We start from the raw sequence: 11631 nt of genomic DNA on the forward strand, positions 1-11631 counted from the left end.
TTGCAAGAAGGAAGGGTGTCTCACTGCCGTGGTGCACCCCGCGTGGAATCTCAGGGAGCGCCGGCTATCGCGCACGCGCGGCACGGGGGCCGACCGCAGGTGCACTGCAGGATGCCGTCCAGTACCTCGTGATCGTGGTAGAGGCACTTGTCCCGGCAGGTGTGGCGAGGCACGAAGCCTGCCTGGAGCTCGTCCGGCCACGGCTCCTCACCCTCCCGGCAGCGCACGAAGCGCTCAGGGTCCGTGGAATGCAGCCCTCGCATGCGCGCCCGGGCCTCGTCCTCCAGGGATCCCGCTTCAGTGATCATGTCCTTGAGCTGCTCGGCGAGACCGGAGAACCTGACGTCGCCGGTTCTTGTATGGGCCGCATTCAGCGCCATGACGGCGTTGCCCAGGAACCGTCGAGCATCCTGAAGATCGGTGACGTGGTGCAGCTGAATACCCGTCACGCCCCGCACCCATACGGCGTCGTTGCTCACTTTTCCACCTCCGGAATCAGTCGCCCCTGTGGTGATCCGGCGCGTATGCGCCGCATCTCCCCATGCACCTCGAAGTCCGAACAGCGGTCGGCACCCGAGCACCATTGATCGACTACTTTTCGCGACCGTCCGCGACGCTGTGGAAACACCTTAAAAGGCGCAGGCTCTCCAAGGAAGCTAAATTCTGTTGTGCAAATCAGTCCAGTTATCCATGAGTGAATCCGGTCACAAGAGGCATGTTTTCGTCGCGCAGCCGGAAGTTGCTCACTGCAGGAATCAGACCTGCGCGGCCGGCACCCGAACGACGGCACCGGATCGTCCGTGGGCGCCCTCGGTCGGTCGGAGTGGTGCGCTGCCGTCGGCGTACGGGTCGGCGTAGGCCGACACATCCTCGCGCGGCGAGCCGGGAGTCGGGATCGAGCGGCTTCCGGTGCCGCGATCACGGCCGCAGGAACGCCGTCGTAGACGCGACGGCGTCTACTCGGCTCCGCCGGGTCGACGACAGGCGGGCTGGACGGGGGTGAGTGAAGGAATCCCAAGCTGCCGGCCGACGTCGTACGTGCTGGCGCTGCCCGGTTCGAGGCTTAGGGTGGGTTTGTAGGAGGAGCGGCCCGGTGCAGGAGTCAAGGGAAGTCTCGGGTCGACCGCGGTTCGTGCTCGTTCCGGGTTGGATGGCCTCGGAGCCTGTGGGGCGAGGCAACGTGAGTGACGGGTCTGCGCAGCAAGCGATGGCAACCGCAGCAGTGGAAGCGTCTGCCCTGGAACAGGCGCGTCAGCGCCGGGAGGTCCGCGTCAGACACTTGCGGACGCTTGCGGTCATCGCTGTGGGGGGAGCGCTGGGTAGTTGTGCTCGTTACGCGGCAGGATCGCTCTGGCCGACCGACAAGACTGCGTTCCCCTGGACGACCTTGGGCGTCAACGCGGTCGGTTGCCTGATCATCGGCGTGTTCTTGGTAGTGATCACGGAAGTCTTCACCGCGCACCCGTTGCTCCGGCCGTTCTTCGGGACCGGGGTCCTCGGTGGCTTCACGACCTTCTCCACGTACTGCGTCGACATCGAGCGTCTGGTGCGGGCCGACAGGGCCGGCGCCGCGCTCGCCTACTTGGCAGTGACCGTGGTGGTCGCTCTGGCCGCCGCGAAGATCGGCATGGTGGCCACCCGCCGCATCCTGGTGACGAGAGGACCGTGACCGTGAGGCTCAATGGACGCGCGATCTGCCTGACGATCTTCGTCGACGACACCGACACCTGGCAGCACAAGCCCCTGTTCACGGAGATCGTGCACCGTGCCCATGCCTTCGGACTGGCCGGGGCGACGGTCTTCCGCGGGGTGGAGGGCTATGGAGCGACATCGATCGTGCACACCACGCGTCTGCTGTCCATGGCCGACGACCTGCCGGTGGCGATTGTCATCGTCGACGAAGTGGACCGGATCCGAGCCTTCATGCCGCAGCTCGAGGAGCTGCCGATCAGTGGCCTGATCACCATGCAGGAGGTCGAGGTGGTCCACTACAAGGGCCGGGAAGGCGCAGGAACATGAGGTTCCTGCTCGTCATGCTCGGTGGTGCCGTCGGCGCCCCGCTGCGGTACTTGATCGACCGGACGGTCCAGGCGCACCACGACACCACCTTCCCCTGGGGTACTTTCGCGGCCAACGTCACCGGATCGATGATCCTGGGCATTCTGACCGGAGCGGCCCTCTCAGAGGCCGTCTCGCAGAACGTCCAGCTCCTGGTGGGTACGGGTCTGTGCGGGGCGTTGACCACATACTCCACGTTCTCCTACGAGACACTGAGCCTGGTAGAGGCCGGAGCGCGCTTCCTGGCCGTGGTCAACGTGGTGGCCTCGGTGATCGCTGGACTGGGCGCCGTGTTCATCGGCCTGACCCTCGCGCAGGCAGCATTCAGCTAGGCCGCGCCACAGGCCGCCGGACAGCGCCCTCTCCCTCAGGCATGTTCACGACTCTGCGCCGGACCCTGCTCCTCGCACCGCATGACCTCGACGTTTTGGACGATCACCAGCCCTTCGTCGATCAGCTCGCGCAGAGTCGGGAGGAAGCGGCGCACTCGTTCCTCCTCGTCGACGATCACGATCGCCAGCGGCAGGTCCTGCTTGATCGACAGCAGCCGGAAGCCATGCATCACAGACGAGGCTCCGAATCCCTCCACCCCACGGAGGACCGTCGCCCCGGCCAGTCCGAAGGCATGGGCACGGTGCACGATCTCTGCGGACAGGGGCTTGTGCTGCCAGGTATCGCATTCCTCTATGAAGATCGTCAGCTGTAGGGCCGTTTCCGTCGGCCTCATGGCATCCTCCTGGCCATCACGCGCACACTTCGTACCGCCAGTACCGCCAGTAGCACCTGACCCAGCCACGACCACGCCGTCGCCGGCCGGATCAACCCACGACATGCCCGCTCCGGAAACATGCCTCTGGGCTCGCCCGCAAGATCGTGCGTCGACTCGGACTGAAGTCGGGGGCCTTTCATGCCGTGACCCTCCTACCCGCGCGGGCCCACGGAGGGGCCGAAGATCACTTCACGAGTAGGGACTGTTGGCGGCATCGCATGCCGCGGTTCGGGTACGGCGAGCCCCACCACCGCGTGACCGCCGTCAAGAACGGCTCGGCCACTCACTTAACAAAATATCGCCGAATTGCAGACAAAGAAACAAAGGGTGATGCGGTGCCCTGCGGGACTTGCACGCCTCCGCTGGGGAACCGGTTGTGCCGTGCTTCCTCACGCGCTCGATCATGCGGCACCGGGCAGGAACAGCGGGAAGTCCCGGCCACGCTCGCTCCGCCGGCTCGCTGTGTCGAAGCCCTCTGGCAGCCGTTCGAGGATCAGGGGCGGGATCGGCTCGCGGCCGGCGACCAGTGGGAGGAGAACGGGATCGTCTTCTCCTCGGCCGTGGGCAAACCGCTGGACGCGGTCGACGTCCGGCGGACACTCTCAAGGACGTTGACGGGATCAACACCGAAGAGTGGGCACCCTGGGAGCCCCGGCACAGCTTCGTGTCCCTGCTCTCGGAAAGCGGTAGTCACGCGGATGGACCGGCAGACGGAACAGGCCCGGCAGCTACTCACATGAGTAGCTGCCGGGCCTGGTGTTTCCCTGTCGGGGTGGCGGGATGTGAACCCACGACCTCTTCGTCCCGAACTACTGGCTGAAAGCCCATCGAGGGTCAGTGGGCTGGTCGGAAGGCCTCTGACGGCCGTTGGTGGTCGGCTGAGGTCAGGAAGGTTGCTGTACTTCGCTGCTGTACTGCTTGTAGCAGTACCGGGCCGGTGTCCGACCGGTACGATGCGCAGGCTGGGCAGTGTCCACGCGATGGGGGATGGGCAATGAGGATCAAGGACCCGGATTACCCGGCAGCGGTCGAAGCGGCCGTGGAGATCCTGCGGAAGCGGGCCCGGCAGGGACAGACCATCACGTACGGGGAGCTGAGCGCCGAGTTGGCGGCACAAGGCTTCGACTCCATCCCGCCTTACCGCGGAGTCATGACCTACCTGCTCAAGGATGTATGCCTCCACCGCAACGAGGACGGACGAGCACCGATGCTCTCGGCGATCGTGGTGAACAAGGCCAGCCGGGAGCCATCCGACCAGTTCTCCGGCCTTGCCCGAAGCCTGCCCTTCTCCCGGCCTGCCAACTGGAGCTGGCGGGACGAGCAGCAGCAGGTGTTCGCTCAGCACCGTGAGGAATGACGTCGGCCCTCGACACCCGCTTTAGGAGTTCGATCACCTTGTCGCACGGCGTGCCGAAACGGGGCTCAGTGGTCGCTCGAGGGTCCGACCGTGGCCGCTTCAGTGCGCCATCGTTCGCTGTCGTTGATGTCAGCTGGTGATGTCAGGCGGGTCGAGGAACGATGTTCACGGCCCGGTAGCTGTACCCGTCCTGCTCGAAGCCAGGGGCCTCCCACTGGAGGTCCACTTGCTGTCCCGGCGACAGCGTTCGGAAGCCCTTCACTTGGATGTGGGAGAAGTGGCCCCAACATCCGCCGGGAGTCTCGGGGGAGTCGAGCACGCCCCACCCTTCCTCGTCGTGCCACTCACGGACAGTCGCAGTCACCATGGGTGGAACCTTACGGCTCCGTCTGCGCCGGCAACCGGGGACCTCAGCTCGGGAAGCTCGTGTGCTTCGGTCTTCGCTGCCTTACTGAACTGGGACGGAACGGTGTGTCCCCGACTGGTTGGTCGTCGACCGATCGCCCGCTGTTCCCCGTGGTTCCCCGCACGATCTGGCACGCGTCTGGCACGGCTCTCGTCGGCTCCGGGGCTGGGCTCCGATGAGCTGTACCGACCCGCAGACCGCCCTACCGCCGGGGTACGGGAACTTTCCGCCCCGGCGATGGGAGGATCACCGTGCCGGCGTGCCGTATCGAGGAGGGGGCCGAGGTGCTGTCCACCGAGCTGAAGCACACGTTTCAGATCGCCGCGCCGCCGGATGAGGTCTTCGCGCACCTGGCCGAACCGTTGCACTACGTCGGCCTGTCCCCGCTGGTCGTTGCCGTCCGTGACGTGCGGCGCAACGGCGGCACCGTGAACTACACGGCCGTGGAGCGTTTCCGCTTCCTGGGCGTCCTGCAGCGCGACAACATCATCGACGTCACGCTCGCCGCCGTCCCGGACGGCCTCCCGCACTCCGCCGAGATCTTCGGGGAGGTCCGCAGCCCCGGCCGGGTCCGCATGAGCTACCGCTTCGCCATCGACCGCCACGAGGCCGGCAGCGTCGTCACCGACACCCTGCACCTGCGGACGCCCCCAGGCCTGCTGCGGTTCGCCGCCTCCCAGGCGGGAGCGGTCCAGCGGGCCCGGGCCTGTGTTCTGACGGACCGTCTGGCTCGGCCCGTCTGACGGCCTTCGCGCGGGCAGCCCGGTGGCGAAGGCCGTACGCAGGGTCGATCCTGAAGGCCTGGTTTGGCAGGATTCGGTCCTGCGACACCCGCTTTAGGAGAGAGGCTGGGGGATCTCGGGGCTGAGCTGCGGATTCGTCGGCCGGGGAAGCAGAAGGCTACTCGACCGCAAGGCACCGGTGTTGACCGTGGCTGCCCCCTGCATCTGGCACGGTTGTGGCACGAACCTCAGCCGACGACAGTCAGCCACGACGCCGGGCGCGCCGATTGGCCAGGCGCGCGTATGCCTCGCTGCACTCCCACCGAGCTCAGCCATGTTGCCGGGTGCCGTCGGTCAGTCCTTCCAAACGCATTGAAGCGTGCAGCACCCGAGGCAGGGGCTAGCAAGCGCGCACCCTTCGGGCCTCAATGATCAGACAGGTCAAAGCGACACTCCGAAGCCAAGCCGGCGCCTACTGCCGACAGCGCCTGCCGTAGGGGCTGGCCTGTATGCGACGGTCCGCATGACCGCGCCAGCCGGGTTCTGACCTGCCGCTTCGTGCCCGTGCCAGGGTAGGAGAGGCAGACCGACCGAGTGAACTTCAGTCAATCGGGGACGTTACCTCAGAGCGGCTTGCGTTCGCTTCGTCTGTTGCGAATAATGCGAATAGGACAGTGGAGGGACGCTATGGGTACTGCCACAGGCAGGAAGATCGAACCGGGCGTGGTCGATGCGCGCGACGCGCAGCGGGCACTCCGACGCATCAACGACTACCTGTCGCGCACAGCTCACAGTAACGAGGACATCCAGGTCCACCTGGAAACCGGCGCAACCGACGAAGCTCTCGTGCTGCCGCGACCGGTGGCAGAGATGTTCGCGTCGATGCTAGCTGCTCTTGCCAACGGGCAGGGCGTGCAGATCATGCCTGTCGACGCGGTGCTAACGACTCAGCAGGCCGCCGACATGCTGAACGTTTCCCGTCCGTACTTGATCGGGCTCCTGGAGTCTGGCGAGATCCCTTACAAGCTCGTGGGACGTCATCGCCGCATCCGTTTCGCAGACTTGCGCCAGTACTTGCGTGAAGACGACGCAAAGCGCAAGGAGGCAGCCGACGAGCTGATGGAGCTGGACCAGGAGCTGGGACTTCTCTGACATGGCATTTGTCGTGATCTACGACGCGTGTGTCCTGTACCCGAACACGCTGCGTGATCTGTTAGTCCGTGTCAGTTTGAATGGTTTTGTGCGGGCCAGATGGACTGACATGATCCTCGATGAGGTCGATCGGAACATCGCACAGGACTACGGCATCAGTCCCGCCAAGCTGCAGCGTCGGAGGGCTCTCATGAACGGGGCCATCCGCGACTGCCTGGTTACGGGCTTTGAGCCCCTTATAGAGGGGCTCAAGCTCCCAGACCCGGACGACCGCCACGTGTTGGCTGCGGCCATCCAAGCCGGCGCCCAGGTGATCGTCACGAACAATCGCAAGGACTTCCCGCCGGACTACCTCAACAACTGGGGTATCGAACGGAAAGAGGCCGATGAGTTCATAATGGACCTCATAGGGCTGGACGATCGTGTCGTGTACGCCTGTGTCCAGGAGATTGCCACTTCTCGGCGCCGTCCGCCGCAGACCTTCGAGGACGTGTTGGGTCAGCTGGAGAGATCGGGTCTCACCGAGTCCGTGGCTGCTCTACGCCTCGGACCGGGAGCTGTGAGCTAGCGGCTTTGATGTTCGGAGCCGAGCACTCGGCCATCGTGCTAACGGGCCGGGTGCTTCGCTGTGCAACCTACCGTCACTGGTCGCTTCCAGCGTGCCGCCTCTACGTAGTGACACGCCTGTGGCACGACCCCTGAAACACCGAAGGGCCAGCCCGGGAGGAAACTCCTCCTGAGCTGGCCCTTCTGGCTGTGCCCCCGGCAGGATTCGAACCTGCGACACCTGCTTTAGGAGTTCGAACCAGGTCCGCCCTGGCTGCTGCGGTCGCGTGATGCGACGACCGGACAGGGCCACTGGTGTGCGCCCCTGCCCGGCGTCGTTGATGTCGGCTATGGATGTCACGGACCTTCCGGTCCGTAGGTCTGTGTGGATAGTTCCGCACCGGTCATGCAGGTCTCCCGGCAGCCGATGGATTTCACTGTGGGCTGCTGCGGGCCACTGCGGTTGCTGTACTTCTGTGCTGTACGCCCGGCCCGAAGTGTGACCGTTCATGGATGCCGAAGTGCCGGAGTGCTTCAGGCCTTCGGCTGGGTGAAGCGGATGCGGTTGCCGAAGGGGTCACGCAAACCGCAGTCGATCCCGTACGGACGCTCGGTGGGCTCCTCGGTGAACTCCACCCCCTTCTCGAGCAGCGTCTCGTAGGTCTTGCGGCAGTCGTCCGTGGTGAGGACGAGCCAGCCGCCCATGGCCCCCTTGGTCACCAGCTCGCGCACCTGCTCCGCCGTCTCCTCCGACATCGCCGGCGCACCCGGCTTCTCCAGAAGAATCTGTCGCTCAGGGTGACCCGGCACGCCGACGGTCAGCCAACGCATGAAACCCATGTCGACGTCTGCGGTGACCTCCAGGCCGAGCTTGCCGACGTAGAAGTCGATGGCTTCGTCCTGGTCCAGAACGTATATCTGTGACTGCGTGATGGCGTTGAACATGACGCTGACACTAGCGATCAGCCAGGACGAGAACTTATCCAAAACTGCTCAGTGAACAAGACGCTCTGTCGGCCGGTCAGGCATGCGGCCGAGTCCACGCCATCGTGAAGCACGTCGGCACGCCCACGGCAACCGCTTCCTTGCGGTACGTCCGGGGCGACCGGCCGACGATGTCGCGGAACGTCCGACTGAAGGTGCCCGGGCTGGTGAAGCCGACCTCGAAACTGATGTCCGTCACGCTGCGGTCGGTCTCCCGTAGCAGGAACATCGCCCGTTCCACACGGCGACGCTGCAGGTAGCGGTGGGGTGTCTCACCGAACGTGGCTCGGAAGGTACGCGTGAAGTGGGCCTGCGACACGTGTGCGACGCGGGCCAGGGCGGGGACGTCCAGTGGCTGCGCGTAGTCGCGGTCCATCACATCACGGGCTCGGAGCATACGGCGATTGGTCTCTTCTGCAGCGCGGCTCACGGCAGCATCTCATCACGGTTCACCCGGACAGGACCCAGGACGGCGGACCTTTCAGGACTTCCCAGGCCACCGCCCACACGCGGCCGGCACCCGCCCGCGGCGCCCCCGCCCGCGGCGCCCCCGCCGTACCTGCGCCTCGCTGCTCGCCGCCCTGGACGTTCACCCCCGGATCGCGATGCAGATCCCGAGGCACTCCGAGATCGCGGTCACGATGGAGGTCTACACCCACGTGCCCTCCGCCGAGACCCGCCGGGCGCTCCGCAAGCTCGGCAAGGCGCTGGGCGGCGGCAGCAAGCAGAAGAAGGAGAGGAAGGGCGAGCGCGAGCAGCAGGAGCGGGCGGGGGAGCGGTCGGCCGGGGACGGCCGTCATGAGCGCCATAGCGGTTGCTGTACTCCGCTGCTGTACGCACGACAGAGGCCCATTCACGATCACGTGAATGGGCCTCTGACCTGTGTCGGGGTGGCGGGATTTGAACCCACGACCTCTTCGTCCCGAACGAAGCGCGCTGCCAAGCTGCGCTACACCCCGATCGTCGCTGCTCTCGCGGCGACGACGTTTACTTTAGCCCACTGGTGGCCGGAGACGAAATCCGGTTTCTCAGCGGCGGAGGACCGCCTTGGGGCGGATGTGGTCCGCGGTCACCAGGAGGACAGCGGCGGCGTAGAAGGAGAGGCCCAGGAGGAGGCAGTCGGCGAGGACGCTCCGGTAGCCGTGGTGGGCGGCGTCGAGGAAGGGGTAGAGGAAGCGGTCCGGGGAGTCGGGGAGGAGTTCGCCGCGGGCCAGGGAAAAGAGCAGGTAGGCCAGGGGGTAGAGCAGCCAGGGGGCGGCCTGGTGGAGGTGGGTGCGGGCCGGCGGGGACAGCAGGAGCCAGTCCAGGAGGGCGGCGGCGGGGATCACCGTGTGCAGGGCGTGGGCGGTGAGGACCGCGGGCCAGGAGGACGCCTCGCCCGTCAGTGAGAAGCGGGCGGGCGCGTCCGACAGCAGGACGTGGTGGACCAGTGAGGCCATCGTCACGTACAGCAGGGCCGCGCCCGTCAGGGCGCCCGGCAGGGGATGGCGGGCCGTCCAGGCGCGGCGGGCCGAGGCGAGGGTGACCAGGGCCAGCAGGATCGTGCTCTGGACCGTGAAGTGGCTCAGGGCCCGGGCCGGGCCGGCGAGGAGCACCGCGCCGGTCACCGCCGCCGTCGCCGCCAGTGCCAGGAGCAGGCGGTACGCCGCCGCGATCGGGCGGCGTACCGGTGGGACCACGGCTCGGGCCGGGGCGGGGGAGGGCAGCGGGGGTGGTGTCACGCCCGGGAAGTTCGGGAGGGCGGGAAGGTCCGGGATGTCCCTGGGTATCGGGGCGGTCATGCACCCCATCGTGGGCAGATGGCCCGTTCGGGGCTATGTGGGTAGTCCATGTGGGTTATGTGGTGGTGCGGGGGCGGCGGTGTTCCGGACGGGGTGCCCCGTCGCCCCCTCACCCTGGCCCCCGGCCCGGACGCCCGTCACCCTGGCCCCGTCATCCCGCGCCCCGGCGCTCCGGTGTTCCGGTGCCCGACGGTCCAACCGCTCCCGGCTGCCTCCGGCTAGTCCCGGCTCACGAGCGTCATCAGCGTCGCCTCCGGGGGGCAGGCGAAGCGGACCGGGGTGTACCTGTTGGTGCCGCAGCCCGCCGACACGTGGAGGTAGGACGTACGGCCCTCCGCCGTGTGCGTGGACAGGCCCTTCACGCGGTCCGTGTCCAGGTCGCAGTTGGTGACCAGGGCGCCGTAGAAGGGGATGCAGAGCTGGCCGCCGTGGGTGTGGCCGGCCAGGATCAGGGGGTAGCCGTCGGCCGTGAAGGAGTCCAGGACGCGCAGGTAGGGGGCGTGGACGACGCCCATCGAGAAGTCCGCCGAGCCCGAAGGGCCGCCCGCCACCTCCGCGTACCGGTCCCGCTTGATGTGCGGGTCGTCCAGGCCGGTCAGCTCGATCGACGTGCCCTCGATCTTCAGCGTGCCCCTGGTGTTCGTCAGGTTCAGCCAGCCCGCCGCGTCGAAGCCGTCCCGCAGGTCCTCCCAGGGGTTGTGGATCGCGCCGACGGTCGGGGGGTTGCCGTTCAGGCCGTGGCGGCCCTGGACCCTCTCGATCAGGTAGCGGGCGGGGTTGCGCAGCTTGGGGCCGTAGTAGTCGTTGGAGCCGAAGACGTAGGCGCCGGGGAACTCCATCAGGGGGCCGAGGGCGTCCAGGACCTCCGGGACGCCCTCGGGGTCGGAGAGGTTGTCGCCCGTGTTGATCACGAAGTCGGGGCGCAGGCCCGCCAGGGAGCGCAGCCAGCGCTGCTTCTTGTACTGGCCGCTCACCAGGTGGATGTCGGAGACCTGCAGTACGCGCAGGGGGCGCATCCCGGTGGGCAGGACGGGGACGGTCACCCGTCGGAGGCGGAAGGAGCGGGCCTCGAAGCCCGCCGCGTACAGCAGTCCGGCGGCACCGGCCGCCGTGATTCCCAGGGGGATTCCGTATCGCGCGCGCATGGGTCCATCGTGTCAGACGCGGGAGGGTCGGCCGTGCGCCGAGGTCGCCCCGTGCGGCTTCGCGGGCGGTCGCCGGGGGACGTGAACGGCCCCTGGGACACGGGCCCTTAAATGAGCAGGCGTCCTTACCGCCGCACCTGCGACAATCAAGCCATGACCACGCTCAAGTCGAAGCTGCAGGACGACCTCAACGTTGCGATCAAGGGGCGCGACGAGCTCCGCTCCTCGACGCTCCGGCTGACGCTCGCCGCGATCACCAAGGAGGAGGTCGCGGGGAAGGAGAAGCGCGAGCTCTCCGACGACGAGGTGCAGAAGGTGATCACCCGGGAGGCGAAGAAGCGCCGTGAGGCGGCCGAGGCCTTCGCGCAGGGTGGCCGTGCCGAGCAGGCCGAGCGGGAGAAGGCGGAGGGCGAGGTGCTGGCCGCGTACCTGCCCCAGCAGCTGTCCGACGAGGAGCTGAACGCGATCGTCGCCCAGGCGGTGGAGGAGGCCAGGGCGGCCGGTGCCGAGGGCCCGCGGGCCATGGGCGCCGTGATGAAGATCGTGAACCCGAAGGTGGCCGGGCGGGCCGAGGGCGGCCGGGTGGCCGCGGCGGTGAAGAAGCTGCTGGCCGGCTGAGTCCGGCCCGGCGCGCGCGCCGACAGCGGACGGCCCCTTCTCTCCCCGGGGAGAGAAGGGGCCGTCGTGGTGTCCGGGCCGGTCAGCGGCGGC

At 67.2% G+C, this 11631-nt stretch carries 15 protein-coding genes, 1 tRNA gene and 1 pseudogene; 9 read left to right on the plus strand and 8 right to left on the minus strand.

What is annotated here, in order from left to right; translation table 11 throughout:
* Positions 1 to 50: 50 nt before the first annotated feature.
* A complete protein-coding gene (locus CP969_RS21330) occupies positions 51 to 479 on the minus strand; it encodes a hypothetical protein (RefSeq protein ID WP_004985285.1) in 429 nt (142 codons plus the stop codon).
* 728 nt (positions 480 to 1207) lie between these two features.
* On the opposite strand from CP969_RS21330, the gene crcB (CP969_RS21335) reads away from it, so the two are divergent.
* From crcB (CP969_RS21335) to crcB (CP969_RS21345), 3 genes are read left to right on the plus strand one after another with little or no spacing between them, the layout of a single operon-like run.
* Positions 1208 to 1669, plus strand: coding sequence for a fluoride efflux transporter CrcB (gene crcB / locus CP969_RS21335; RefSeq protein WP_399474539.1), 462 nt, complete (start codon positions 1208 to 1210; stop codon positions 1667 to 1669).
* A 2-nt stretch (positions 1670 to 1671) separates the two neighbouring features.
* Positions 1672 to 2019: a DUF190 domain-containing protein gene (locus CP969_RS21340; protein ID WP_026084996.1), complete on the plus strand. Its 348-nt coding sequence runs from the start codon at positions 1672 to 1674 to the stop codon at positions 2017 to 2019.
* A complete protein-coding gene (crcB, locus tag CP969_RS21345) occupies positions 2016 to 2390 on the plus strand; it encodes a fluoride efflux transporter CrcB (protein ID WP_004985265.1) in 375 nt (124 codons plus the stop codon). Before CP969_RS21340 ends, crcB (CP969_RS21345) begins: the two co-directional genes overlap by 4 nt.
* Positions 2391 to 2425: 35 nt before the next feature.
* Here the strand turns inward: crcB (CP969_RS21345) and CP969_RS21350 are convergent, their stop codons facing one another.
* The gene (locus CP969_RS21350) at positions 2426 to 2785 is read right to left on the minus strand and encodes a DUF190 domain-containing protein (RefSeq protein WP_016825264.1); all 360 of its coding nucleotides are present in this window, start codon (positions 2783 to 2785) and stop codon (positions 2426 to 2428) included.
* A 467-nt stretch (positions 2786 to 3252) separates the two neighbouring features.
* Here CP969_RS21350 and CP969_RS34750 point away from each other — a divergent pair.
* Both CP969_RS34750 and CP969_RS21360 read left to right on the plus strand, forming a co-directional pair.
* Positions 3253 to 3515: pseudogene (locus CP969_RS34750) on the plus strand (site-specific integrase); the annotation flags it as partial.
* A gap of 306 nt (positions 3516 to 3821) precedes the next feature.
* Complete coding sequence (locus tag CP969_RS21360) at positions 3822 to 4184, plus strand: hypothetical protein (RefSeq protein ID WP_016825263.1); 363 nt, start codon at positions 3822 to 3824, stop codon at positions 4182 to 4184.
* Positions 4185 to 4326: 142 nt separating this feature from the next.
* Here the strand turns inward: CP969_RS21360 and CP969_RS21365 are convergent, their stop codons facing one another.
* Entirely contained in the window at positions 4327 to 4551 is a 225-nt protein-coding gene (locus tag CP969_RS21365) for a S1 domain-containing protein (protein ID WP_016825262.1), read from the minus strand.
* Positions 4552 to 4841: 290 nt separating this feature from the next.
* Here CP969_RS21365 and CP969_RS21370 point away from each other — a divergent pair, with 290 nt between their 5' ends.
* The 3 genes from CP969_RS21370 to CP969_RS21380 all read left to right on the plus strand — a co-directional run bounded on the left by CP969_RS21370 (position 4842) and on the right by CP969_RS21380 (position 7032).
* On the plus strand, positions 4842 to 5333 hold the full coding sequence (locus tag CP969_RS21370) for an SRPBCC family protein (RefSeq protein ID WP_016825261.1): 492 nt from the start codon (positions 4842 to 4844) through the stop codon (positions 5331 to 5333).
* Positions 5334 to 5999: 666 nt separating this feature from the next.
* Positions 6000 to 6464 (plus strand): helix-turn-helix domain-containing protein, encoded by a 465-nt coding sequence (locus tag CP969_RS21375; protein WP_026084994.1) that lies wholly within the window; start codon positions 6000 to 6002, stop codon positions 6462 to 6464.
* Between the two features lies 1 nt (position 6465).
* Positions 6466 to 7032, plus strand: coding sequence for a PIN domain-containing protein (locus CP969_RS21380; protein WP_016825259.1), 567 nt, complete (start codon positions 6466 to 6468; stop codon positions 7030 to 7032).
* A gap of 512 nt (positions 7033 to 7544) precedes the next feature.
* Here CP969_RS21380 and CP969_RS21385 read toward each other — a convergent pair.
* From CP969_RS21385 to CP969_RS21410, 5 genes are all read right to left on the minus strand, one after another.
* Positions 7545 to 7955 carry a VOC family protein gene (locus tag CP969_RS21385; RefSeq protein ID WP_016825258.1) on the minus strand — a complete coding sequence of 137 codons (411 nt, stop codon included), beginning with the start codon at positions 7953 to 7955 and terminating at the stop codon, positions 7545 to 7547.
* Positions 7956 to 8031: 76 nt separating this feature from the next.
* Positions 8032 to 8424 carry a helix-turn-helix domain-containing protein gene (locus tag CP969_RS21390; RefSeq protein ID WP_004985242.1) on the minus strand — a complete coding sequence of 131 codons (393 nt, stop codon included), beginning with the start codon at positions 8422 to 8424 and terminating at the stop codon, positions 8032 to 8034.
* A 455-nt stretch (positions 8425 to 8879) separates the two neighbouring features.
* Positions 8880 to 8953: transfer RNA gene (locus CP969_RS21400), tRNA-Pro, on the minus strand.
* A 69-nt stretch (positions 8954 to 9022) separates the two neighbouring features.
* A complete protein-coding gene (locus tag CP969_RS21405) occupies positions 9023 to 9775 on the minus strand; it encodes a Pr6Pr family membrane protein (RefSeq protein WP_016825256.1) in 753 nt (250 codons plus the stop codon).
* A 218-nt stretch (positions 9776 to 9993) separates the two neighbouring features.
* Positions 9994 to 10920, minus strand: coding sequence for a metallophosphoesterase (locus tag CP969_RS21410; protein ID WP_004985235.1), 927 nt, complete (start codon positions 10918 to 10920; stop codon positions 9994 to 9996).
* A gap of 153 nt (positions 10921 to 11073) precedes the next feature.
* On the opposite strand from CP969_RS21410, the gene CP969_RS21415 reads away from it, so the two are divergent.
* Entirely contained in the window at positions 11074 to 11538 is a 465-nt protein-coding gene (locus CP969_RS21415; protein WP_004985232.1) for a GatB/YqeY domain-containing protein, read from the plus strand.
* The last annotated feature ends 93 nt before the right edge of the window (positions 11539 to 11631 follow it).

Origin of the sequence: Streptomyces viridosporus T7A (assembly GCF_008704515.1) — a bacterium.
Lineage (GTDB): Bacteria > Actinomycetota > Actinomycetes > Streptomycetales > Streptomycetaceae > Streptomyces > Streptomyces viridosporus.